This is a genomic window from Actibacterium ureilyticum (assembly GCF_002285435.1).
Taxonomy (GTDB): Bacteria; Pseudomonadota; Alphaproteobacteria; order Rhodobacterales; family Rhodobacteraceae; genus Actibacterium_C; species Actibacterium_C ureilyticum.
In genome coordinates, this window is sequence record NZ_NSBT01000024.1 from 137091 (window position 1) to 160434 (window position 23344).

The following is a 23344-nucleotide window of genomic DNA, read 5'->3' on the forward strand; positions in this document are numbered from 1 at the left end:
CGCCATCGCCACGTGCTCGACCGCCAGCTTTCCCGATGGCGCGCGGCAATGCAAGCCCGTTGCGGCGGGGAATTTTGCCACTGGTGCGGTTGCAATCCCCGCTCTAACCTGCGGCATATGTTGCATTTTGTCCTGACCCGGCTTTTGTCGCTGACGCTGAGCCTGATCGTGGCCAGCCTGGTGATCTTTGCGGTGATCGAGCTGGTGCCGGGCGATCCGGCGGCGTTCATGCTGGGGCTGAACGCCACGCCCGAGGCGGTGGCCGCCCTGCGCGCGGATCTGGGCCTGACGGGGTCGCCCGTGGCGCGGTATCTGGACTGGACCGGCGGCCTGCTGCGCGGCGATTTCGGGCAATCCTATACCTATCGCGTGCCTGTGTCCGAGCTGATCCTGCAGCGGCTTTGGGTGTCGCTGCCGCTGGCGGCGCTGGCGCTGGCTTTGTCGACCGCCATCGCCTTCCCCGTGGGGCTGCTGGCCGCCGCCCGGCGCGGGCGGGCCACGGATTACGGCATCATGGGTGCCACGCAGCTGGGTATCGCGGTGCCGAATTTCTGGTTCGCCATGCTGCTGGTGCTGGTCTTTGCGGTGAACCTGCGCTGGTTTTCCGCCGGTGGCTTCCCGGGGTGGGAGGCCGGCGCCGGCCCCGCGCTCAAGGCGCTGATCCTGCCCGCCGTGGCGCTGGCCCTGCCGCAGGCGTCGATCCTGGCGCGCGTCCTGCGTTCGGCCCTGATCGAGACCTTGGGCCAGGATTACATCCGCTCGGCCCGCGCCAAGGGGCTGAGCCAGGGTCAGGCCCTGCGCCGCCATGCGCTGCGCAATGCGCTGATCCCGGTGCTGACGATCATCGGGCTGCAATTTTCCTTCCTTCTGGCGGGCGCGATCATCATCGAAAACGTGTTCTTCCTGCCCGGGCTGGGGCGGCTGATCTTTCAGGGCATCACCCAGCGTGACCTGATCGTGGTGGAAAGCGTGGTGATGCTGCTGGTCTTTGCCGTGATCACCGTGACCTTTCTGGTCGATATCGCCTATGCGCTGGTCGATCCCCGGCTGAGGCACCGGCGATGAGGGTGCCGGTGCAACTGATCCTGGGCGCGATCCTGACGGCGGTTTTCATCGCGGCGGCGGTGCTGTCCTTCGTCTGGGTGCCGCATGACGTCACCGCGCTGAACATTGCGGCCAAGCTGCAGCCGCCATCGGCGACCTATCCGCTGGGCACCGACCATTTCGGGCGCGATATCTTGTCGATGCTGATGGTGGGCGCGCGGACATCCATCGCGGTCGCGCTGGTCGCGGTGGGGATCGGGCTGGCGCTGGGGGTGCCGCTGGGCCTGACGGCGGCGGCCAACCGGGGGCATTGGATCGACGATCTGGTGATGCGCGGCAATGATCTGATCTTCGCCTTTCCCAGCCTTGTGATCGCGATCCTGATCACCGCCGTTTTCGGGCCATCGGCGGTGAATGCGATCATCGCCATCGGGATCTTCAACATCCCCGTCTTTGCCCGCGTGGCCCGTGGCGGCGCGCTGAGCCTGTGGACGCTGGATTACATCCTGGCCGCGCGCGTTGCCGGGAAACGCGCCGCGCGGATCAGCGTCGAACATATCCTGCCCAATATCGCCAACCTGCTGATCGTGCAGGGGACGATCCAGTTTTCGCTGGGCATCCTGGCCGAGGCCGGGCTGAGTTACGTGGGTCTTGGCGCGCAGCCGCCCACGCCCAGTTGGGGCCGGATGCTGGCAGATGCGCAGACGATGATCTATACCGCGCCGCGCCTGGCGGTGCTGCCGGGGCTGGCCATCGTGTTCATGGTGCTGGGGCTGAACCTGATGGGGGATGGGCTGCGCGACCTGCTGGACCCGCGCCTCCGGCGGGTGCGCACATGATCGGGGTGCGCGATCTTTCCCTTTCGCTGGCCGGGCGCCCGATCCTGCGCGATGTCAGCTTCGACATGGCGCCGGGGCGGATCTTTGGGCTGGTGGGCGAAAGCGGCTCGGGCAAGTCGATGACGGCGCTGGCACTGATGGGGCTTTTGCCACAGGGCGCGCAGGTCAGCGGGCGCGCGCTGCTGGACGACACCGACCTGCTGGCGCTGGACGAGCGCAGCTTATGCGCCCTGCGCGGAAACGAGATCGGGATGATCTTTCAGGAACCGATGACCGCCCTGAACCCGGTGCAGACCATCGGCGATCAGGTGGCCGAGACCCTGTTGGTTCATGGCCGCGCCACAAGGGCCGAGGCACGGCGCATCGCCCGGCAAAAGCTTGACCGCGTGGGCCTGCCCGCCGAGCGTTTCCCGCTGGACCGCTATCCGCACCAGCTGTCGGGCGGGCAGCGCCAGCGGGTCTGTATCGCCATGGCCATCGCCCTGCGTCCGCGCCTGTTGATTGCCGATGAGCCGACCACCGCGCTGGATGTGACGACCCAGTCGCAGATCCTGGACCTGCTGAAAGGGCTGGTCGCGGATGAGGGCATGGCGCTGCTGCTGATCACCCACGATCTGGCGGTAGTGGCGGATATGGCCGACGATCTGGCGGTGATGCGCCGGGGCGAGATCGTCGAACAGGGGCCGACCGAACAGGTATTCCGCACCCGCCAGCACCCTTATACCCAAGCGCTTTTCGACGCCTCGGACCATCAGCCCGAGGGCGGCAGCACCCCCCACCCAGCCCCGATGCTGGCGGTGCGCGGGGCTGTCCGCACCTATCCCGGTGCGCGGCGGGGCCTTTGGGGTCGGGCCGAACCGGTGCGGGCCGTCGATGGGGTCAGCTTTCAACTGCACCGGGGCGAAAGCCTGGGGCTGGTCGGCGAAAGCGGCTGCGGCAAATCCACCCTGACCCGCGCCATTCTGGGGCTGGAGGCGCTTCAGGGGGGCGAGATCCTGCTGGACGGTCAGGCGGTCGAGGCGGGCCAGCCCATGCCGCCCGACATGCGCCGCAAGATGCAGGTGGTGTTCCAGGACCCCTATGCCAGCTTCAATCCCCGCCACAGGGTCGCGCGGCTGGTGGCCGAACCCTTTCACCTGACCGTGCGGCCCGCCGATGCCGATGCGCGGGTGGCCGAGGCGCTGCGCGCCGTCGATCTGTCCCCCGATGATGCGGGCAAATACATCCATGAATTTTCCGGCGGCCAGCGCCAGCGCATCGCCATCGCCCGCGCGCTGATCACCCGGCCCGAACTGATCGTGCTGGACGAGGCCGTGTCGGCGCTGGATGTGCGGGTGCGGGCGCAGATCCTGGATCTGCTGGCCGATCTGCGCGGGCGGCTGGGGCTGTCATATCTGTTCATCAGCCACGATCTGAACGTGGTGCGCGCGATCACCGACCGGGTGCTGGTGATGCGGGCGGGCCGGATCGTGGAACAGGGGCCGACCGACCGGGTTCTGGCGCAGCCCGAGCACCCCTATACGCGCGGGCTTCTGGACGCCGCGCCGCGAATCCCGCCACAGTGGCAGCAAAGGGAGGATGGCGATGAAAGACCTGTGGTTTGAGCCCGAACATGTCTTTACCGGCGGGGTCTGGCGGGTGCCGAAATCGGGCGCCTATCTGACCGTCACCGACCCGTCGACCGGGGCCGATCTGTGCCGCATCGCGCGCGGCAACGCCGCCGATATCGACGCCGCAGTCAAAGCCGCGCGGGATGCGCGGGCGGGCGATTGGGGCACGATGACCGCGACCGAACGGGGCCGCGTCCTGACCCGGATCGGACAGCTGGTTCTGGAACATGCGGACGCGCTGGCCCGGATCGAGGCATTGGATGTCGGCAAACCCCTGACCCAGGCGCGCAACGATGCGATCGCGCTGGCGCGCTACTGCGAATTCTATGGCGGGGCGGCGGACAAGGTGATGGGCGACACCATCCCCTATCAGGCCGGATACACCGTTTATACCTTGCGCGAACCGCATGGGGTGACGGGCCATATCGTGCCTTGGAACTACCCGATGCAGATCATCGGCCGGTCCGTCGGCGCCGCGCTGGCGATGGGCAACGCCTGTGTCTTGAAACCGGCGGAGGAGGCGTGCTTGACCGCGCTGGCCTTCGCCGATCTGGCCGCGCAGGCCGGGCTGCCCGCCGGGGCGCTGAACGTGGTGCCGGGGCTGGGGGCCGAGGCCGGTGCGGCCCTGTCGGCGCATCCGGGCGTCGATCACCTGTCCTTCACCGGCTCGGTCGGCACGGGCGGGCTGGTACAGGCCGCGGCGGCGCAGAACGTGGCGCCCGTGACGCTGGAACTGGGCGGGAAATCCCCGCAGCTGGTCTTTGCCGATGCCGATCTGGACGCCGCCCTGCCGTTTCTGGTCAATGCAGGCATACAGAATGCCGGGCAGACCTGTTCGGCGGCGTCACGCATTCTGGTCGAACAGCCCATCCATGACCGCGTGGTCGACATGATGGCGGCGCGGTATGAAACCCTGCATGTCGGGCCCGCGCTGCACGATCTGGATCTGGGGCCGCTGATCTCGGCCCGGCAGAAGGAAATCGTCGAAAGCTATCTGGGGCTGGCCGCGCCCGGCCAGATCGCGGCGCAGGGGCAATTGGCCGACGGCCTGCCGCCCGGTGGCTGCTATGTGCGGCCCACCCTGCTGACCGGAATCGCGCCCGACGACCGGCTGGCGCAGGAAGAGATCTTTGGCCCCATGCAGGTGGTCATCCCGTTCCGGGACGAGGCCGAGGCCATCGCCATTGCAAACGGCACCGATTACGGGCTGGTGACCGGGGTCTGGACCCGCGACGGCGCGCGGCAGATGCGGCTGGCCCGGGCGTTGGAGGCCGGTCAGGTCTTTATCAACAATTACGGCGCCGCTGGCGGGGTCGAGCTGCCCTTTGGCGGGGTCGGCAAATCCGGCCATGGCCGCGAAAAGGGGTTCGAGGCGCTTTACGGCTTCTCGCGGCTGAAAACGGTCGCGGCCCTGCACGGATAGGGTGCGAAAGCCACGGGGCCTGTTCAAAACCCCGCGACCGGGGGGATTTCGCTGGTGCAGCACCGCAAACTATGCGTGATTGGGGGCAAGACCCCCTTCATCGACCCTGGGAAAGCACCCGTGCGCGCCATCCTGATTGCCCTGCTGTTTCTGATCGCCGCCCCCATCGCCGGGGCGCAGGAATCGCGCGAGGAAATCATCCAGAGCATTCAGCGCATCCCGCTGGACCCGGTGCTGCGCGCCAATATCCGCAAGAACGGGTTCACCGGCGAACGCTATGAGATCGTGCTGGCGAACCTGAAGCGGATCTATGGCAATCAGGCCATCGTGGGCTTTGTCACCGACTATTACCTGGGTCTTGTACGCGATGGCGGCCCCGTCGGGCAGCCGCTGGAAGACCCGGTCGATCTGTTGATGAACCGCGGCTTCAGCCATCTGAGCACGACCCAGATGCGCACCCTGCTGCGCACCGATGCCGCGATCCTGAGATCCCTGTCGCAGACCGATTGCGGCAAGCTGGTCAAGGGCACGCTGCACCCTGAACGCGCCAGCGAAAAGACCGACGGCGTTCTGGCGCGGCTGGATCCGGCGGCGCTGAGGGCCTATTACGATGTGCAATATGCCGCCGCGGTCACCGGGTTGAGCCACAGCCGCCCCCGCGCGCTGAGCCGGGCCGAGGTGACGCGGGTCGAGAACAAGATCTTCGACCGGTTCGACCTGCGCCTGAACGCGCAGAAAAACCGCGACACGCTTTATCGCGCCTGGCAGGACCCGGCGCGCGCCAGCAATCGCAGCATCTGCACCGTGTCGCAGCTGTTCCTGGCCTCGGTCCTGGATGTGCAGGGGCCCGATGCGCAGCTTGCGATGATCTATTTCATGCAGGACTAAGGCGCTGGTCCGCCCTGTCTGCGCGGTCTAAGGTACCCGCAGGACAAGGGGGGCATCATGCGACTAAAGGGCAAGACAGCCATCATCACCGGCGCCGGGTCGGGCTTTGGCGCGGGCATCGCGCGGCGCTTCGCGGCCGAGGGCGCGCAGGTTCTGGTGGCCGATATCAACCCAGATGCCGCACAGGCGATAGCGGCGGAAATCGGCGGCACCGCCTGCGCCGTGGATGTGGCCGACAATGACAGCGTGGCAGAGATGGCGCGGACCGCCGCGACGCTTTTCGGCACGCCCGATATCCTGATCAACAACGCCGGGATCACCCATCTGCCGCAGCCGATGGAAGAGGTGACCGAGGCCGAATTCGACCGCGTTCTGGCGGTGAACGCCAAATCGGTCTATCTGACCGCGCGGCATTTCGTGCCGGGGATGAAGGAACGCGGCAGCGGGGCGATCCTGAACGTCGCCTCGACCGCCGGGGTCAGCCCGCGCCCGAACCTGAACTGGTACAACGCGTCCAAGGGCTGGATGATCACCGCAACCCGCGCGATGGCCGTTGAACTGGCGCCGCATGGCGTGCGGGTCAATGCGCTGAACCCGGTGGCGGGGGAAACGCCGCTTTTGAAAAGCTTCATGGGCGAGGACACGCCCGAGATACGCGCCAAGTTCCTGGCCACGATCCCGCTGGGGCGGTTTTCGACGCCCGAGGATCTGGCCAATGCGGCGCTGTTCCTGTGCTCGGACGAGGCCGCCATGATCACCGGCGTCGCGCTGGAGGTCGATGGCGGGCGCTGTATCTGAGGGCGGGCGGGCCTGCGGCCCGTTTTTGAGTATTTGGACCAAGAAGAAGCAGGGATGGGACACATGCAGCCGGGCGAGCGAAACCTGATCACGGATGTGCCGGGAATTCTGGTGGGCAATGCGCAGGACGAAGCGCTGAAATCCGGGGTGACGGTTTTGACCGCCGATGCGCCCTTGACCGCTGCCGTGCATGTGATGGGCGGCGCGCCGGGCACGCGGGAAACCGACCTGCTGGCGCCCGACAAGCTGGTGCAACAGGTCGACGCGCTGGTGCTGTCGGGCGGTTCGGCCTTTGGGCTGGATGCCTGTTCGGGGGTGACGGATGGGCTGCGGGCGATGGGGCGCGGATTCGCGGTGGGCGATCAGCGGGTGCCGATCGTGCCGGGGGCGATCCTGTTCGATCTGCTGAATGGCGGCGACAAGGGGTGGGATCGCAACCCCTATGCCGGGTTGGGGCGCGCGGCGCTGGAGGCGGCGGGGCCGGTGTTCGACCTGGGCAGCGTGGGGGCGGGCTGCGGGGCGACGACGGCGACGCTGAAAGGCGGGCTCGGCTCGGCCTCGGTCCGGTTGCCCGGCGGGCTGGTTGTGGGGGCGCTGGTGGCGGTGAATGCGCTGGGATCGGTCATTGCGGGCGACGGGCCGGAATTCTGGGCCGCGCCGTTCGAGCTGGGCGATGAGTTCGGCGGGCTGGGCCCATCGGCGCGGCGCGATGGCGGGGTCATTCCGGCGGTGAAGGGCGCGGCGGGCGAAAACACCACCATCGCCATCGTCGCCACCAATGCCGCGCTGAGCCAGGCGCAGGCGCAGCGCCTGGCCACCGCCGCGCATGACGGCATGGCCCGCGCCATCGTGCCCGCCCACACCCCGCATGACGGCGATCTGGTCTTTGCCGCCGCGACCGCGACCGTGCCGCTGGCCGATCCGGCGGCGGCGCTGACGCTGGGGCATGCGGCGGCCTGTTGCCTGGCGCGGGCGATTGCGCGCGGGGTCTATCTGGCGCGTTCGGCGACGGGCGATGTCCTTCCCTGCTGGCAATCGCGGTTTGGCTGATCCTGTGACTGGACATGCCCGGGCAGGCGTGGTTTGCATCGGGGGTACAGCAATTCCGAAGGATCCCGCCCATGCCCGCCACCGACCTGCGCACCCGCCTGTCCGACCCCAGCCTGTTGGCCGACAAGGCCTATGTCGCCGGCGACTGGATCGCGGCCGATGACGGCGCGACCTTCGACGTGATCAACCCCGCGCGGGGCGATGTGATCGCCACCCTGCCCGACCTGGGCCGGGCCGAAACAGCCCGCGCCATTGCCGCCGCCGACACCGTGCGCCGCGACTGGGCCGCCCGCACCGCCAAGGAGCGCGCGAACACCCTGCGCCGCTGGTACGATCTGATGATGGCCAACCAGGAGGATCTGGCGCAGATCCTGACCGCCGAGATGGGCAAGCCCCTGGCCGAGGCGCGGGGCGAGATCGCCTATGGCGCGTCCTTCATCGAATGGTTCGCCGAAGAGGCCAAGCGCATCTATGGCGAGACCATCCCCGGCCACCAGCCCGACAAGCGCCTGACCGTGATCCGTCAGCCCATTGGGGTGGCCGCGTCGATCACACCATGGAATTTCCCCAACGCGATGATCACCCGCAAATGCGGCCCCGCGCTGGCCGCCGGCTGCGGCTTTGTCGCCCGGCCCGCCGAGCTGACCCCGCTGTCGGCGCTGGCACTGGCGGTGCTGGCCGAACGCGCGGGCCTGCCGGCGGGGCTGTTTTCGGTCGTGACCTCGACCAAGGCCTCGGACATCGGCAAGGAGTTCTGCGAGAACGAGACCGTGCGCAAGCTGAGCTTTACCGGCTCGACCAATGTGGGCCGGATCCTGTTGCGGCAGGCCGCCGATCAGGTGATGAAATGCAGCATGGAACTGGGCGGCAACGCGCCCTTCATTGTCTTTGACGATGCCGATCTGGATGCCGCGGTCGAAGGCGCCATCGCCTGCAAGTTCCGCAACAACGGCCAGACCTGTGTCTGCGCCAACCGGATCTATGTGCAGGACGGTGTCTATGACGCCTTTGCCGAAAAGCTGGCCGCCGCGGTCAAGGCGCTGAAGGTCGGCGACGGGCTGGAGGATGGCACCGATCTGGGCCCGCTGATCACCGACGCCGCCGTGGCCAAGGTGCAGGAGCATCTGGACGACGCCACCGCCAAGGGCGCACAGATCGCCACCGGCGGCAAGAAACTGTCGGGCACGTATTTCGAACCCACCGTGCTGACCGGCGTCACCCAGGACATGCAGGTCGCGAGCGAGGAAACCTTTGGCCCCTGCGCGCCGCTTTTCCGGTTCAAGGACGAGGACGAGGTGATCGCCATGGCCAATGACACGATCTTCGGGCTGGCGTCCTATTTCTATGCCCGCGACCTGAGCCGCGTCTATAAGGTGGCCGAGGCGCTGGAATACGGCATCGTCGGCGTGAACACCGGCATCATCTCGACCGAGGTCGCGCCCTTTGGCGGGGTCAAGCAATCGGGCCTGGGCCGCGAGGGCAGCCGCCACGGGATCGAGGATTACCTGGAGATGAAATATATCTGCATGAGTGTCTGAGCAAGGATCATGCGCGGGAATTGAGGCGGGCTAGCGCAGCACCGCCCTTTTCCGCACGATCGATTCAATCAATCTCTGACTGTGTGAGGCGATTTGATTGCTATTTCGCGCTGCGTACTCGTTTATTTTTCGCATCTGCATGGGCGAGACCACATGCTTTGGCGGGATTCGGTTCGCCGGATCCCTCAACAGAACCAACGCATGCTTTGGAGAAACAGGCATCCATATTTCAGCATTATGGTTTTGAAGCCCGTTGGGACCGCCATTTCCGATTTGATAGCCTATACGGCTGGAAAGAAGGTAAGAGTGATTTGTTTCGCTTATCGCCCAACGTAAAGAAAAGCCATCAAGAATCGATGCCATACGATCGGAAATATCGATTGTCGCCCTTACTCTAACAGTGCGCCCAAGCTCTTTCAGCTTCGATTCATTCTGAAGCAAAGCCAACATTGCCTGCTTTCGTTCGTCGCTCTCATCTTGGTTGAGCACATCGAGGGCAACTTCGCGACCTATGGCGAGATCCTCGTATCTTCTTGTGAATTCAGGCGTGCGTTTTATCATCTCCACAATGACGTTTATCAGAGAGGGGAGCGCCTCACCCTCAAACTCCGGCACGGAGCCTGCTTCAAAAATTCCCATGATCTGAGGGAAAATTTCCCCAAGATAGTTGTCGATACTACCGTAAAATTTTTTCTCGACGACATCTGACAACTCATCCCCATCGAGCACCGTGTAATAATTTTTAATGAAGAATGTTTTATCTACGTGCTTCAGATAAGGCGCGCAGTACTGCCCGCTTTCATCTTTTTCGGAATACCAGACATGTTCATCATGCGCCCAGAACTGCTTTTGCAGAACTTTAGGCACATAATGGTGGTTCTTGCTGCGCTTCGACACGGCTCAACTGATATCCGGAAATCAAACATCCAGACTATGAGGAATATATCCACCCAAGGCAAATGCGACATCTCGCGTCCGTCGAGGCAGATACAATTGCTCCCGCCTCAGCCCCCGGCTGACAAGATCCGGGCCCGGGTCAGGAAATGGGTGGACCGTCCGGCGTCCAGGCTGAACCCCGCGCCGCTGCCGGGGCCCGCATCCAGGATCATCTGCGAATTCTCCCACAGCCCCGCGACCGAAGGCGCGGCCCAGATCCCCGCGCCATCGGCATCGCCCAACTGGATGTCGTTTACCCCGATAAAGGCATCCGCCGCGCGAAAGCACATCGGCCCCGACCCGTCACAGCACCCGGCCGAGATCTTGAACACCACATCGCCATGTTCGGCGCGCAGCTCGGCCAGCAGGGCCAGCGCCGCGTCGGTCACCACGACCTTTTCCGAATTTTCCGTCATCGCCTTCTCCCTTGAAACAGGTTCAGCCTAGGGCATGGCCCGCGCAGGGGCCAGACGACCAAAGTCCCGGGTGCCCCGGTCCGCCATCACGTTGCGGTGAGCCGCCCCGGCGTGGCTTTTTACAAAACCGACATGCGCACGTTACGCAACCGTCACCGGTTTTGGCCAATCGGTTCAGGCACATTATCCTGAACTGGGGGACCTTCCATGACATCGCGCCTTCTGGGCCTCACCTTGGTCATTGCACTGACCGCAGGTGCCGCCGCTGCCGAGATGAACTTCAACCGCATCGCCTCTTTCCCGGTGGTCAAGAACATGGACCAGGGCGCGGACACAAAGCGCGAAACCAGCCCCGAGATCATTGATGTCACCGCCGATGGCATGACGCTGGTCTATACCGACAGCCCGCTGAAGGTGCTGGGCATGATCGACATCACCGACCCCGCCAACCCAGCGCCCAAGGGCAATATCGCGCTGGGGGGCGAGCCGACCAGCGTGGCCGTCATCGGCACCACCGCCTTTGTCGGCGTGAATACATCCGAAAGCTTCACCGCGCCGTCGGGCGTGCTGAAGGCGATCAATACCGCCAACGGGACCGAGCTTGCGGCCTGTGATCTGGGCGGTCAGCCCGACAGCGTGGCCAAGGCGCCCGATGGCAGCTTTATCTCGGTCGCGATCGAGAACGAGCGTGACGAGGACCTGAATGACGGCGTCATCCCGCAGCTGCCCGCCGGCAATCTGGTGTTGGTGGACGTGAAGGGTGGCAATCTGGATTGCGCCAGCCTGACGGTCGTCGACCTGACCGGCCTGGCCGAGATTGCGGGCGAAGACCCCGAGCCAGAATATGTCGACATCAACGCCCTGGGCGAAACCGTCGTCACCTTGCAGGAAAACAACCACATCGTCGTGGTGGGCCGCGACGGCAGCATCGTGAACCATTTCCCCGCTGGCACCGTCGATCTGGACGGGATCGACGCCACCGACGAACGCGGCGCGCTGGTCTTCACCGAAAGCCAACAGGGCCGCAAACGCGAACCCGATGCGGTCAAATGGCTGGACGACACCCATTTCGCCACTGCGAACGAGGGCGATTACGAAGGCGGCTCGCGCGGGTGGACGATCTTCTCCAAGGACGGCACGGTCGTCTATGACAGCGGCACCAGCTTTGAACATGCCATCGTGCAGATCGGACACTATCCCGACAAACGCTCGGACGCGAAGGGCGTCGAGCCGGAATCGGTGACTGCGGCCACGTTCGGCGGCACGCCGATGATCTTTGTCGGCGCCGAACGCGCCAGCATCGTCGGCGTCTATGACGCGACCGACCCGACCAATCCAGTGCTGAAACAACTTCTGCCCTCGGGCGTGGGCCCCGAAGGCTATGTCACCATCCCCGACCGCAACCTGCTGGTCTCGGCCAACGAATCCGACCTGATCGAAGACGGCGGCGCGCGGGCGCATGTGATGATCTATGAGTATCAGGAGGCACCTGCCGCTTACCCGATGCTGACCAGCGCGGGCATGGACGAGTTGACCGGCTGGGGCGCGATCTCGGGCATGGTCGCGGATCAGGACGGCACCGTCTGGGCCGTGAATGACAGCTTTTACGGCTTCCAGCCCTCGATCTTCAAGATCGACACCACCCAGACGCCCGCCCGCATCACCGATGTGATCCGCATTACCCGCGCCGGACGACCCGCGCAGAAGCTCGACCTGGAAGGCATCACGCTGGATGGCGAAGGCGGGTTCTGGGTCGCGTCCGAAGGCCGCACCGACCGCGTCGTGCCGCATGCGCTTTATCATGTGAACGCCAAGGGCGCGATCACCCGGGAAATCGGCCTGCCGCCGGAGCTGATGGCGGTTGAAAAGCGCTTCGGGTTCGAAGGGATCGCCAAGCACGGCAACACCCTGTGGATGGCGGTACAGCGCGAATGGGCGGACGATCCGACGAACACCGTGAAGCTGGTCGCCTGTGACATCGAAACCGGCGACTGGGGCGCGGTGCGCTATGAAAAGGCGGAACCGCAAACCGGCTGGGTCGGCCTGTCGGAGATCACCATTCACGGCGATCACGCCTATGTGGTCGAACGCGACAATCAGCACGACCACCGCGCGGTGACGAAAAAGATCTATCGCATCCCGCTGGCCGAGATGACCCCCGCCCCGCTGGGCGGCGAGTTGCCCGTGGTCCGCAAGGAAGAGGTCCGCGACCTGATCCCCGATCTGACCGCGACCGGCGGCTATGTTCTGGACAAGGTCGAAGGTCTGGCGATTGCCGCCGATGGCACCGCCTGGGTCAGCACCGACAATGACGGGGTCGACGATCATTCGGGCGAAACGATGTTCTTCTCGATCGGCCAGGTCGACTGATCATTCGCCGATCGGCGGAAAAGAAAGGGGCTGGTTTCGACCAGCCCCTTTTCAGTGCCAAAAGCGGCTTACGCGGCCTTCTTCAGCGCCTTCTTGGCGGCTTTCAGCTTCGCCTCTTGCTTGGCGACTTTCGCCTTGCGGACTTTGACTTCTTTTTTCAGGTCTTTGATTTTGCTTTTCTTCGCCATGGTCTTCTCCGTATTGGACGCTGAAACGCATATAGATACGCCAGCAATGAAATATACTGTGTATATACAAATGATGTCAGTGTCTACAGCACTGCGAAAAGTTGCAGAAATTTTCAGCCACGCGCCAAGGATTGACCCGCGCGCCGCGTCCAACCAAACACTATGCGCATGAATACCGCTGATGAATCCCTGGCCCTCGCGGCGGCACGGGGCGACCGACAGGCCTTTGCCAGCCTGCTCGACCGGCACTACGACCGGCTGTTCGCCTTTGCCATGCGCCTGACCGGTCACCGGGCCGAGGCCGAGGATCTGACCCAGGACATCTGCCTGGCCCTGCCCCACAAGCTGGGCGGCTACCGGGCCGAGGCACGGTTCACCACATGGCTTTATCGCGTGGCGGTCAACGCCGCCCATGACCGCCGCCGCCGCGCCGCCACCCACGCGCGGGCCGCCGCGGGCTGGGCGGATTGGGAACTCAACCGCCAGGCCGCCAATGCCGAGGACGCCGCCGCGCTGGACTGGCTGGCCCAGGTCATGCGCGCCCTGCCCGACGACCTGCGCGATACCGTGGCGCTGACATTGGGCGAGGGGCTGAGCCAAAAGGACGCCGCCCAAGTGCTGGACCTGTCCGAAGGCACAGTGGCCTGGCGCATGTCCGAAGTGAAAAAGCGCCTGCGCGCGCTCCACCAACAGGAGAGCCAAGCATGAGCGACGACGATCTGAACCGCCTGGCCAAGGCATTGCAGGCGACCCCGCCCGCCGACCCGGGCAAGAAAGCCGCCCATCTGCGCGCGGCGCTGGATAATTTCGACAGCCACCAAGAACGCCCCGCCGACACACGTCAGACCAACACGGTTCTGAAAGGAGTGTCCGCAATGTTCGACAAACTGACCACCCGCACCGGGCTGGCCCTGACCACCGGTCTGGTGACCGCCGGTGCCGCGCTGCTGATCGTTCTGCCCACCGGCAACCTGACCCAGCCACCCCAGATTACCACACAGCCCGAGGCGCGCGTGGACGATGCGGCCGAGCGCGATGAGATGCTGATTGAGCCCGTGGTGGAGCCCGAGATAGCGCTTGATGCCGCTCCCACCCTCGCGGCCCCCGCGCCCGAGGCCTTCGTGGGCGGCGCGGCGCAAAGCCTGGCCAAATCCCGCGCCGCCACGCGCGAGGCGCCGCCGCGCATCCTGCCCGCCGATCCGGTGCTCCGCCCCGATACCATGGACACCGAAGCCTTCCCCCAGGCCGAACCGAACCCGCTGAAGATCACGGCCGATGAGCCGGTTTCCACCTTCTCGATCGATGTCGACACGGCCTCCTATGGCATCGTGCGGCAATCGCTGATGACCGGCGCGCTGCCGCCCAAAGACGCCGTGCGGATCGAGGAGATGGTGAACTATTTCCCCTATGACTATCCGGCGCCGGATGCGGATGGCGCGCCCTTCCGCCCCACGGTCAGCACGTTTGAGACGCCCTGGAACGCGGACACCCAACTGGTGCATATCGCGCTGCAGGGGCGCCTGCCCGCGACAACGGATCGCCCGCCGCTGAACCTGGTGTTCCTGATCGACACGTCAGGGTCGATGAACGCGCCCAACAAGCTGCCGCTGTTGAAACAGTCGCTGCGGCTGATGCTGTCGGAACTGCGCCCGGAAGATCAGGTGGCAATGGTGACCTATGCCGGCAGCGCCGGGCAGGTGCTGGCGCCCACGTCGGCCAGCGAACGCGACACGATCCTGGCCGCTCTCGACCGGCTGGATGCGGGCGGGTCGACCGCCGGGCAGGCCGGGCTGCAACAGGCCTATGCCACCGCCGCCGCGATGGCTGAGGAGGACGAGGTCAGCCGCGTCCTGCTGGCGACCGATGGCGATTTCAATGTGGGCCTGTCGGACCCCGATGCGCTGACGGATTTCATCGCCGACAAGCGTGACAGCGGCACCTACCTGTCGGTACTGGGCTTCGGGCGCGGCAATCTGGACGACGCCACGATGCAGGCGCTGGCGCAGAACGGCAACGGCATGGCGGCCTATATCGACACCCTGGCCGAAGCACGCAAGGTTCTGGTCGATCAACTGTCGGGCGCGCTGTTCCCGATTGCCGATGACGTCAAGATCCAGGTCGAATTCAACCCCGCCACGGTCTCGGAATACCGGCTGCTGGGCTATGAAACCCGTGCGCTGCGGCGCGAGGATTTCAACAATGACCGCGTCGACGCGGGCGAGATCGGCACCGGTCACAGCGTCACCGCGATTTACGAGGTCACGCCCACCGGATCGCCCGCCGAACTGACCGACGCGCTGCGCTATGGCACCGCCAGCGACACGCCCGCCGCGTTCGAAAACGAACTGGGCTTCCTGCGCCTGCGCTACAAACAGCCCGGCGCGGCCGAAAGCCAACTGATCGAAACCCCGATCCCGGCGCACCCCACCGACGCCAGCGACGACGCGCGGTTTGCGGCGGCCATCGCCGGGTTCGGGCGACTGCTGCGGGGGGAGAAACTGGCAGGCGGCTGGACCTATGCCGATGCGATTGCACTGGCGGGCGAAACCCGCGGCACCGATCCCTTCGGCTACCGGGCCGAGGCGCTGACCCTGATGCGCCTGGCCGAAAGCCTGACCGTCCAAAGGCCCTGACGGGGCCGCCTGCGCCCCTCTTCCGGGTCACCCGGAAGAGGCATCACGAAAAGAAATGGCGCGGGGCCGTCAGGCTCCGCGCCGCAATTTGGCAGCACGTGCCGAAGCGATCAGGCCTCCAGGACCTTGCCCTCGACCTCGTCGCCACGCGCGATCTCGATCCGGCGCGGCTTCAGCGCCTCGGGCACTTCGCGCACCAGGTCGATATGCAGCATCCCATCGGCATGGGTCGCGCCGGTGACGCGCACGTGATCGGCCAGGTGGAACCGGCGCTCGAACGCGCGGGTGGCGATGCCCCGGTGCAGATAGGTGCGCGCGTCATCCTCGGCCGGTTTGCGGGCCGCGACGATCAGCGCGTTTTCCTTCACGTCGACCGACAGCTCGTCCGCGGCAAAGCCGGCCACGGCGATCGAGATCCGATAGCTGTCATCCGAGGTCTTTTCGATGTTATACGGGGGATAGCTGGGCTGGGTCACGTCGCTGGACAGAACCCGGTCCATCAGATCGGCCACCCGGTCGAAACCGACAGTGGCACGGTAAAGCGGTGCAAGATCGAAACTTCTCATCATCATCCTCCATCGAGCGATGTTGTCTGCGGACGCTCCGCCATCGGACGCGCCCGGTCGTTGCTGTTTTCCGGCCCTGAACAGGCACCGGAACATCACAAATCTGGGAAGTCACACCGGGCGTTTCAAGCCCCCTCAGGGCCGGACGAACCGCGCCCCGCCCGCCGATTTCGGCGCGCCCTGTTGCACTGTCACGCGGCGCGAGGTCACGGTTTCCTTGGGAAACACGCCGTCGCCCGCGATCATCGCGGCCTTCAATTTGCGCAGCGGTCCGGCGATTTCCATGCCATAGGCCACGATGCCCCGGCTGCTGCGCGCGCCCCGCGACACGATGGACACGATCCGCGGGCGGCCTTTCGAGGTTTCGAACACCGGCGCCCCGGACGAACCGAAACTGACATCGCAGGTAAAGGCAATCGCCCCCTGCCCGCGCCCCGACACCCGGCATTCACGCTGCCAGGATGGCGCCTCGGACCGGCCCCGGGCATAGGACACAACGCTGACCCGGTCACCCGCATCGACGGCCCGGCCCACGGTGAAGGGCGCGGCATGTCCCGCCGGGATCGACTGCGTCAGCTGCAACAGCGCGGCATCGTTCTGCAACTGGGTCAATTGATCGACATCCAGCGGGTCATAGCCGGGCAGCACCACCGCCCGGCGCACCCTGACCTGGGCCACCGCCTGCCCGTCGCGCAGCGCGGCGCGGAACATCATCTGCGTCGGATCGCGGCGCGCGCCGGTGCTGTTGTTATAAAGGCAATGCGCGGCGGTCAGCACCAGATCGGGCGCCACCAGCACGCCGGTACAGAACCCCACGCTGCCCACATCCAGACGGCCCACGGCCTCCCACCCCAGACGTTCCGAGCGCAGCGTCAGACGGTCCAGCGCCGTATCGGCGCGGGCCGCCGGGGCCACCATCACGGCCAGGGCAAGGCACAGGGATCGGATCATCGCACTCAGGGCCGCACGAACTTGGCGGTGCCGCCATTGCGCGCGCCGCCCTGGCCAAAGCCCGACGATACGCGGCGCTGGGTGGTGAACACCCCCTCGCCGCTGTTCAGCCGGTCCTGCAACGTGCCCAGCGTGCGGTCGACACTGGCCGCCAGCGAGATCTTCTGGTCATCGGCCTCGGCCATCGAGGACACGACCGAAACGATCTGCGGCGTGCCATCCTGAAACGCAAAGACCGGCGCCCCGGACGAGCCGAAATCCACATCGCAGGACAGCACCAGCACCTGCGCCCGGCGCGCCATCACCCGGCACACTTCCTGGATCGACGGCGCCTCGGACCGGTCATGGGCATAGGACACGACGCCCACCCGGTCGCCCTTGCGCGGGTTCGATGCGGTGGCATAGGGCTGCACGCCGGGCAGCCGGATCGGCCGGTCCAGCTCCAGCAGGGCCACGTCATTGGCCACGCGGTTCATCTTGTCGCCATCGCGGAACTGGTAATCGGGGTGCACCACCCCGCGCCGCACACCGCGATAGGCCACGGCCCGGCCATTGCGCCAGCCGGCCAGGAACCGCATCGTCTCGGGCGCGATCTGCGCGCCGCTTTGCTTGTCGTAAACGCAATGGGCGGCGGTCAGCACCAGGTTCGGGGCGATCAGCGCGCCGGTGCAAAACCCGGTCTGGCCCAGGTTCAGACGGCCCACGGCCTCCCACCCCTTGCCATCGTCACCGGTCACCAAGGCCCGCAGCGGGGTTTCGGCATCCTGCGCCTGTGTGGCGGCACCCAGACACATGCCCCCCAGGATCAGACCCAACAATAGCTTACGCAACCTACCCTCCATCACTCGACCCCGGCCTAGCAGCCGGTTGCGGCAGGATTATGGCTGCGTTTCGTCCAACGCCCGCGGCCGTGGCCCGCCGGTGGCCCAGTCCAGCAGCTCTACCGTATGCACAACCGGGATGCCGGTGCCAGAGCCGATCTGCATCATGCAGCCGATATTCCCCGCCGCGATCACATCGGGCGACTTGGCCTCCAGCGTGCGGACCTTGCGCGCCTTGAGCTGCCCCGAGATCTCGGGCTGCATCAGGTTATAGGTCCCCGCGCTGCCGCAACACAGATGGCTGTCGGCGGGTTCGACCACTTCGAACCCCGCGCGTTTCAGCAGCTCCTTAGGAAAGCTCTTGATCTGCTGGCCGTGCTGCAGCGAACATGCCGCGTGATAGGCCACGCGCAGCCCCTTGTCTGCCCCTTCGGGCATGTCCAGCTTCATCAGAACCTCGGACACATCCATCGCAATCGCGCTGACCGCCGCGGCCTCGGCCGCCAGCGGGTCATTGCGGAACATGTGGCCGTAATCCTTGACCGTGGTGCCGCAGCCGCTGGTGTTGATCACCACCGCATCCAGCCCGTCGCCCGCCAGTTCCGCCGTCCAGGCGCGGATGTTGCGGGCCGCCGTTGCATGGCTTTCGCCGGTCTTGCCCATGTGATGGGTCAACGCGCCACAGCACCCCTGCCCGCGCGCAATCACCACCTCGCACCCCAGCCGCCGCAGCAGCCGGATCGTGGCATCGTTGATATCGGTGTTCAGCGCCCGCTGCGCACAGCCCGTCATCAGCGCCACCCGCATCTTGCGCGGACCTGTCGCCGCAAACACCTGCGGGTCGTCATTGCGGCTGACCGGCGGAATGGTCTTGGGCGCCATGTCCAGCATCGCGCGCAGCCGCGCATCGGGCATCAGGAACGCGAAAGGCCGCCCGATCTTCGCCCCCAGCAGCGCCAGCCGGAACCGCGTCGGATGCGGCAGGATGCGCGCCAGCAACCAGCGCAACGCCCGGTCGCTGAAAGGGCGCTTATAGGTCTGTTCGATATGTTCGCGCGCGTGATCGACCAGATGCATGTAATGCACGCCCGAGGGACAGGTGCTCATGCAGGCCAGACAGGACAGGCAGCGGTCAATATGCTTGACCGTCTTCTCATCCGCCGGGCGCCCGCTTTCCAGCATATCCTTGATCAGGTAAATCCGCCCGCGCGGGCTGTCCAACTCATCCCCCAACACCTGATAGGTCGGACAGGTCGCGGTGCAGAACCCGCAATGCACACAGGCGCGCAGGATCTCGTTCGCCCGGGCCGTGCCGGGGTCGCGCAACTGGTCTTCGGTGAAATTCGTCTGCATCAGCCCATCAGCCCCGGATTGAGAATATTGCGCGGATCGAATGTGTGCCGCAGCCCCGCGCTCAGCGTCGCCAGCGCGGGCGGTTCAGGCTGGAACGGCGCGATGCTCTGGCGGGTCGCGTCATCGGCGCGGATCAGCGTCGCATGCCCCTGCAGCCCCTCGGGCCGCAAATCGGCACCCGCCGGGCCCGCAACCCAGACCAGCCCGCCGCCCCAGTCATACAGAACCTTCAGATCCCCATGCGCGGCGCGCAGCCCCGCGACCAGACCCGGCGCATCCGATGGCTTGACCGAGAACCGCCAGACATCGCCGCCACCGCCCTGCATCGGGGCCACATCGCGCACCCAGCCCCAGGCCGCCGCGACCCTGTCCGGGTCGTCCTCGACCGTAATCTCGGCCCCGGTATAGGCCAGCAGATCCCGCAACTGCGCCACGCGATAGCGGACCGAACCCGCGAACCCCTCGACCCGCAGCATGGTGACCGGATGCCCCTCGGGGCCCTGCGGCGCATGGGCCGCGCCCGATACCTCGAACGGCGAACGCAGCGCTTGACTCATCGCCGCGACCGCCGCCGCCTCATCCAATCCCGCCAATGTCAGACAGGCCACGGCCTCCGGGCGCGGCAGCACCTTCAGCGACACCTCGCTCAGCACGCCCAGCGTGCCCCAGGACCCCGCCATCAGCTTCACCAGGTCATAGCCGGTCACGTTCTTCATCACCCGGCCGCCATTCTTCAAAACCCGGCCCGCGCCATCGACAAACCGCACCCCCAGGCAAAAATCCCGCGCCGCCCCCACGGCGATCCGGCGCGGCCCCGACACATTGCCCGCAACCACCCCGCCAATGGTCGGCACGCCATCGGTGCCCAGCAATCCGCGGTGATCCATCGGCTCAAAGGCCAACCTCTGCCCCTCGGTCTCCAGCGCGGCCTCGATCTCGGCCACCGGCGTGCCCGCCTGTGCCACCAGTGTCAGCGCGCCCGGCTCGTAAAGCGTGATGCCGCTCAATCCGCCCGTGCTCAACACCGTGCCCGCCACCGGCGCCCCGATGGGCCGCGTCCCGCCGCCGATGATCCGCAACGGGCCATCCGCGCCCGCCACCGCCTCGGCCAGCTCCGCCTCTGTCTGGGGTGTCTTCATTGTTCCATCCAATACTCTCGGGGGTGAATGGCCCGGCACGGGCCAGAGGGGGGCAGACAGCCCCCTTCAGGCCGCGCGCCGCTTTTCCGACGACGCCAGCGGAAAGACCTTGGCCGGGTTCAGCAGCCAGCGCGGGTCGAACACATCCTTCACCGCCATCTGGATCTCCAGATCCTCGGGCGCATATTGCACCGCCATCAGATCGCGCTTTTCCACGCCCACCCCGTGTTCACCGGTCAGGCAACCGCCCACCTCGACACACAGCTTCAGGATATCGGCGCCGAACCGTTCGCACAGCTCAAGATCGCCCGACTTGTTGGCATCGAACAGGATCAGCGGATGCATGTTGCCGTCGCCCGCATGAAACACGTTGCCCACATCCAACCCATAGTCTTTCGACATCTCGCCGATCCGCTGCAACACCAGCGGCAGCGCCGAAACCGGGATCGTACCATCCAGGCACATGTAATCGTTGATCTGCCCCATCGCGCCAAAAGCCGATTTCCGCCCCAGCCAGATCCGCGCGCTTTCCTCGGCCGAGCCGCTCTGGCGCAGCTCCACCGGATCGTGCCGCCGCGCAATCTGCAGGATCGTGCCCAGCTGCTCGTCGATCTCGGCGTCCGAGCCTTCGACCTCGACAATCAGCAGCGCTTCGCAATCGGGATAGCCCGCACCGGCAAACGCCTCGGTCGCGCGGATGCAGGGGCGGTCCATGAATTCGATGGCCACGGGCAACACGCCCGCCTTGATGATATCCGACACGCATTGCCCGGCCACCACCACATCGTCGAAGCCGATCAGCACCGGCCGCGCGCCTTCGGGCTTGGGCAGGATGCGCAGCGTGGCCTCGGTCACCACGCCCAGCTGCCCCTCGGACCCGCAGATCAGCCCCAACAGGTCATAGCCACCGGCATCCAGATGCGCGCCGCCGATCTCGACGACCGTGCCATCCATCATCACCATCGTGCCCCCCAGCAGGTTGTTGGTGGTCACCCCGTATTTCAGGCAATGCGCCCCGCCGGAATTCATCGCGATATTGCCCGCAATGGCACAGGCCAGTTGCGAGGACGGATCGGGCGCATAGAAGAACCCGTCTTCCTCGACCGCGCCGGAGACGCTTAGGTTCGTGCGGCCCGTCTGCACCCGGATGAACCGGTTGTCGTAATCGACCTCCAGCACATCGGCCATGCGCGCCACGCCCAGAATGACCGCATCCGCCGTCGGCAGCGCCCCACCCGCCAGCGACGTGCCCGATCCGCGCGGCACCACCGGCACGCCCTCGTCGTGACAGATCTTCAGCACCGCCGCGACCTCGTCGGTCGAGGCGGGCAACACCGCGCAAAGCGGCGGGCAGCGATAGGCGGTCAGGGCATCGCATTCATAGGCGCGGGTTTCGAACGGGTTGTCGATCACCGCATCGTCCGGCAAAACCTGGCGCAGCCGCGCCACGATCTGGGCCTTGCGCGCCAGAATGCGCGCATCGGGTGTTGGCATGTCCATGGGCGCCCCTCCGGACTGGCTTCATTGGTTAAAAAATATTACCAATTTTTCCGACTGGCAAGGAGATTCCACCGGCGCTAGGGTCGACCTATGACACTCGGCGATCATATCGGCCTGTTCGGCCCGCTCGACTATGCCGCCATCGGCCTCTGGATCGCGGGCTGGCTGGGCATGGGCTTCATGATCGACAGCGCGCCGACCGGGCGGGCGTCTGTGTCGGTGCTGATGCAGCAATATCGCCGGATGTGGATGGTCGAGCTGGTGACACGTTCGCCGCGCATCTTCGATGCCAGCATCCTGTCGACGCTGCGGCAGGGCACGACCTTCTTCGCCTCGGCCTCGATGATCTCGATCGGCGGCGGGCTGGCGCTTTTGGGGAATACCGAACGGCTGCTGGGGCTGGCACGGGACCTGACGCTGGACACCGCCCCCGCCGTGGTGTGGGAGATGAAGCTGATCATCATCCTGCTGTTCGTGGCCAATGCGTTCCTGAAATTCGTCTGGTCGCACCGGCTGTTCGGCTATTCCGCGGTCATCATGGCCGCCGTGCCCAACGATGCCACCGATCCCCGCGCGCCCGAGATCGCGGCCCAGGCCGCCAACCTGCTGAACACCGCCTCGCGCAGCTTCAATCGTGGCATGCGGTCGCTTTATTTCGCGCTGGCGGGGCTGGCCTGGCTGCTGGGGGCGGTGCCGCTTCTGGTCTCGACGCTTGCGACGCTGGCCATACTGTGGCGGCGCGAATTCTCGTCCAATTCCCGCCGCGCCCTGCTGACACCACACAAGAATTTGAGTGCGTGACACCGCCCCCTGTGCGATGCTGGGGGCATGATTAAGAAAGCCTTTATTTCAACCCTTTTGATCGGCGCATTCAGCGGCCCCATTCAGGCCGACCCGCCCCGTATCATCGATGCCGCAGCCCGCAAGACCGCGAATGGCTGGAGCATTTTCGTGACCCTTGCCCACCCGGATACCGGGTGGGATCACTATGCCGACGCGTGGGAGGTGCTCGCCCCCAACGGGAACAGCCTGGGCGTGCGCGAACTGGCGCATCCGCATGAAAACGAACAGCCCTTTACCCGGTCGCTTTCGGGGGTACAGATCCCGCCCGACGTGCAGGAACTGCGGATCCGCGCGCGGTGCAATGTCGATGGCTGGGGCGAGGAGATTTTCACGTTGAAGCTGGAAACGGAATCGTCCGGGAACTGATCCCGGACGCTCAAACCGTTACCCACTCTATACCTGTTTCGCTGTGCCGCGCATCAGGCGAACACTGCCTGT

Annotated in this window: 21 protein-coding genes; 13 read left to right on the forward strand and 8 right to left on the reverse strand. The window is 65.8% G+C overall.

Annotation, left to right across the window (positions count from 1 at the left end; translation table 11 throughout):
- The first annotated feature begins 117 nt into the window (after positions 1–117).
- The 8 genes from CLM60_RS06720 (at position 118) to CLM60_RS06755 (ending at position 9190) form a co-directional block, all read left to right on the forward strand.
- The gene (locus tag CLM60_RS06720) at positions 118–1065 is read left to right on the forward strand and encodes an ABC transporter permease (RefSeq protein WP_095588396.1); all 948 of its coding nucleotides are present in this window, start codon (positions 118–120) and stop codon (positions 1063–1065) included.
- Positions 1062–1883, forward strand: a complete 822-nt coding sequence (locus CLM60_RS06725; RefSeq protein ID WP_425427213.1) for an ABC transporter permease — start codon at positions 1062–1064, stop codon at positions 1881–1883. The genes CLM60_RS06720 and CLM60_RS06725 overlap by 4 nt, the downstream gene beginning before the upstream one ends.
- The gene (locus tag CLM60_RS06730) at positions 1880–3487 is read left to right on the forward strand and encodes an ABC transporter ATP-binding protein (RefSeq protein ID WP_095588398.1); all 1608 of its coding nucleotides are present in this window, start codon (positions 1880–1882) and stop codon (positions 3485–3487) included. Before CLM60_RS06725 ends, CLM60_RS06730 begins: the two co-directional genes overlap by 4 nt.
- On the forward strand, positions 3468–4916 hold the full coding sequence (locus tag CLM60_RS06735) for an aldehyde dehydrogenase family protein (protein ID WP_095588674.1): 1449 nt from the start codon (positions 3468–3470) through the stop codon (positions 4914–4916). The genes CLM60_RS06730 and CLM60_RS06735 overlap by 20 nt, the downstream gene beginning before the upstream one ends.
- A 120-nt stretch (positions 4917–5036) precedes the next feature.
- Entirely contained in the window at positions 5037–5804 is a 768-nt protein-coding gene (locus CLM60_RS06740; protein WP_095588399.1) for a hypothetical protein, read from the forward strand.
- A gap of 57 nt (positions 5805–5861) precedes the next feature.
- Positions 5862–6602: an SDR family oxidoreductase gene (locus CLM60_RS06745; protein WP_095588400.1), complete on the forward strand. Its 741-nt coding sequence runs from the start codon at positions 5862–5864 to the stop codon at positions 6600–6602.
- 63 nt (positions 6603–6665) lie between these two features.
- On the forward strand, positions 6666–7652 hold the full coding sequence (locus CLM60_RS06750; RefSeq protein WP_095588401.1) for a P1 family peptidase: 987 nt from the start codon (positions 6666–6668) through the stop codon (positions 7650–7652).
- 71 nt (positions 7653–7723) lie between these two features.
- Positions 7724–9190, forward strand: a complete 1467-nt coding sequence (locus tag CLM60_RS06755; protein ID WP_095588402.1) for an NAD-dependent succinate-semialdehyde dehydrogenase — start codon at positions 7724–7726, stop codon at positions 9188–9190.
- 30 nt (positions 9191–9220) lie between these two features.
- Here the strand turns inward: CLM60_RS06755 and CLM60_RS06760 are convergent, their stop codons facing one another.
- Together CLM60_RS06760 and CLM60_RS06765 are read right to left on the reverse strand one after the other, a co-directional pair.
- Positions 9221–10087, reverse strand: coding sequence for a DUF4238 domain-containing protein (locus CLM60_RS06760; RefSeq protein ID WP_095588403.1), 867 nt, complete (start codon positions 10085–10087; stop codon positions 9221–9223).
- Between the two features lie 107 nt (positions 10088–10194).
- Positions 10195–10542, reverse strand: coding sequence for a DUF779 domain-containing protein (locus tag CLM60_RS06765; RefSeq protein WP_095588404.1), 348 nt, complete (start codon positions 10540–10542; stop codon positions 10195–10197).
- Positions 10543–10749: 207 nt separating this feature from the next.
- Here CLM60_RS06765 and CLM60_RS06770 point away from each other — a divergent pair, with 207 nt between their 5' ends.
- From CLM60_RS06770 to CLM60_RS06780, 3 genes are all read left to right on the forward strand, one after another.
- Positions 10750–12912, forward strand: a complete 2163-nt coding sequence (locus CLM60_RS06770; RefSeq protein ID WP_095588405.1) for an esterase-like activity of phytase family protein — start codon at positions 10750–10752, stop codon at positions 12910–12912.
- Positions 12913–13268: 356 nt separating this feature from the next.
- Positions 13269–13808, forward strand: a complete 540-nt coding sequence (locus CLM60_RS06775; protein WP_095588675.1) for an RNA polymerase sigma factor — start codon at positions 13269–13271, stop codon at positions 13806–13808.
- On the forward strand, positions 13805–15733 hold the full coding sequence (locus CLM60_RS06780; protein WP_095588406.1) for a vWA domain-containing protein: 1929 nt from the start codon (positions 13805–13807) through the stop codon (positions 15731–15733). Before CLM60_RS06775 ends, CLM60_RS06780 begins: the two co-directional genes overlap by 4 nt.
- A 110-nt stretch (positions 15734–15843) precedes the next feature.
- On the opposite strand, the gene CLM60_RS06785 is transcribed toward CLM60_RS06780, so the two are convergent.
- From CLM60_RS06785 to CLM60_RS06810, 6 genes are all read right to left on the reverse strand, one after another.
- Complete coding sequence (locus CLM60_RS06785; protein WP_095588676.1) at positions 15844–16299, reverse strand: Hsp20 family protein; 456 nt, start codon at positions 16297–16299, stop codon at positions 15844–15846.
- 135 nt (positions 16300–16434) lie between these two features.
- The gene (locus CLM60_RS06790; RefSeq protein WP_095588407.1) at positions 16435–17250 is read right to left on the reverse strand and encodes a trypsin-like serine peptidase; all 816 of its coding nucleotides are present in this window, start codon (positions 17248–17250) and stop codon (positions 16435–16437) included.
- A 5-nt stretch (positions 17251–17255) separates the two neighbouring features.
- Positions 17256–18044: a trypsin-like serine peptidase gene (locus CLM60_RS06795; RefSeq protein ID WP_425427216.1), complete on the reverse strand. Its 789-nt coding sequence runs from the start codon at positions 18042–18044 to the stop codon at positions 17256–17258.
- Between the two features lie 84 nt (positions 18045–18128).
- Positions 18129–19424 (reverse strand): glycolate oxidase subunit GlcF, encoded by a 1296-nt coding sequence (gene glcF, locus CLM60_RS06800; RefSeq protein WP_095588409.1) that lies wholly within the window; start codon positions 19422–19424, stop codon positions 18129–18131.
- Positions 19424–20563, reverse strand: coding sequence for an FAD-binding protein (locus CLM60_RS06805; RefSeq protein WP_095588410.1), 1140 nt, complete (start codon positions 20561–20563; stop codon positions 19424–19426). The genes glcF and CLM60_RS06805 overlap by 1 nt, the downstream gene beginning before the upstream one ends.
- Before the next feature lie 66 nt (positions 20564–20629).
- A complete protein-coding gene (locus CLM60_RS06810) occupies positions 20630–22063 on the reverse strand; it encodes an FAD-linked oxidase C-terminal domain-containing protein (protein WP_095588411.1) in 1434 nt (477 codons plus the stop codon).
- A 90-nt stretch (positions 22064–22153) separates the two neighbouring features.
- Here CLM60_RS06810 and CLM60_RS06815 point away from each other — a divergent pair, with 90 nt between their 5' ends.
- Both CLM60_RS06815 and CLM60_RS06820 read left to right on the forward strand, forming a co-directional pair.
- Complete coding sequence (locus tag CLM60_RS06815) at positions 22154–22864, forward strand: DUF599 domain-containing protein (protein ID WP_095588412.1); 711 nt, start codon at positions 22154–22156, stop codon at positions 22862–22864.
- 150 nt (positions 22865–23014) lie between these two features.
- Complete coding sequence (locus tag CLM60_RS06820) at positions 23015–23272, forward strand: hypothetical protein (protein ID WP_342745110.1); 258 nt, start codon at positions 23015–23017, stop codon at positions 23270–23272.
- Positions 23273–23344 lie beyond the last annotated feature (72 nt).

What these genes read in the sequence shown, in the direction of transcription:
- CLM60_RS06720 (WP_095588396.1), top strand. Translation starts at nt 118, where the DNA reads ATGTTGCATTTTGTCCTGACCCGGCTTTTGTCGCTGACGCTGAGCCTG.
- CLM60_RS06725 (WP_425427213.1), top strand. Translation starts at nt 1,062, where the DNA reads ATGAGGGTGCCGGTGCAACTGATCCTGGGCGCGATCCTGACGGCGGTT.
- CLM60_RS06730 (WP_095588398.1), top strand. Translation starts at nt 1,880, where the DNA reads ATGATCGGGGTGCGCGATCTTTCCCTTTCGCTGGCCGGGCGCCCGATC.
- CLM60_RS06735 (WP_095588674.1), top strand. Translation starts at nt 3,468, where the DNA reads ATGAAAGACCTGTGGTTTGAGCCCGAACATGTCTTTACCGGCGGGGTC.
- CLM60_RS06745 (WP_095588400.1), top strand. Translation starts at nt 5,862, where the DNA reads ATGCGACTAAAGGGCAAGACAGCCATCATCACCGGCGCCGGGTCGGGC.
- CLM60_RS06750 (WP_095588401.1), top strand. Translation starts at nt 6,666, where the DNA reads ATGCAGCCGGGCGAGCGAAACCTGATCACGGATGTGCCGGGAATTCTG.
- CLM60_RS06755 (WP_095588402.1), top strand. Translation starts at nt 7,724, where the DNA reads ATGCCCGCCACCGACCTGCGCACCCGCCTGTCCGACCCCAGCCTGTTG.
- CLM60_RS06765 (WP_095588404.1), bottom strand. Translation starts at nt 10,542, where the DNA reads ATGACGGAAAATTCGGAAAAGGTCGTGGTGACCGACGCGGCGCTGGCC.
- CLM60_RS06770 (WP_095588405.1), top strand. Translation starts at nt 10,750, where the DNA reads ATGACATCGCGCCTTCTGGGCCTCACCTTGGTCATTGCACTGACCGCA.
- CLM60_RS06775 (WP_095588675.1), top strand. Translation starts at nt 13,269, where the DNA reads ATGAATACCGCTGATGAATCCCTGGCCCTCGCGGCGGCACGGGGCGAC.
- CLM60_RS06780 (WP_095588406.1), top strand. Translation starts at nt 13,805, where the DNA reads ATGAGCGACGACGATCTGAACCGCCTGGCCAAGGCATTGCAGGCGACC.
- CLM60_RS06785 (WP_095588676.1), bottom strand. Translation starts at nt 16,299, where the DNA reads ATGAGAAGTTTCGATCTTGCACCGCTTTACCGTGCCACTGTCGGTTTC.
- CLM60_RS06790 (WP_095588407.1), bottom strand. Translation starts at nt 17,250, where the DNA reads ATGATCCGATCCCTGTGCCTTGCCCTGGCCGTGATGGTGGCCCCGGCG.
- CLM60_RS06795 (WP_425427216.1), bottom strand. Translation starts at nt 18,044, where the DNA reads ATGTGTCTGGGTGCCGCCACACAGGCGCAGGATGCCGAAACCCCGCTG.
- glcF (WP_095588409.1), bottom strand. Translation starts at nt 19,424, where the DNA reads ATGCAGACGAATTTCACCGAAGACCAGTTGCGCGACCCCGGCACGGCC.
- CLM60_RS06805 (WP_095588410.1), bottom strand. Translation starts at nt 20,563, where the DNA reads ATGAAGACACCCCAGACAGAGGCGGAGCTGGCCGAGGCGGTGGCGGGC.
- CLM60_RS06810 (WP_095588411.1), bottom strand. Translation starts at nt 22,063, where the DNA reads ATGGACATGCCAACACCCGATGCGCGCATTCTGGCGCGCAAGGCCCAG.
- CLM60_RS06815 (WP_095588412.1), top strand. Translation starts at nt 22,154, where the DNA reads ATGACACTCGGCGATCATATCGGCCTGTTCGGCCCGCTCGACTATGCC.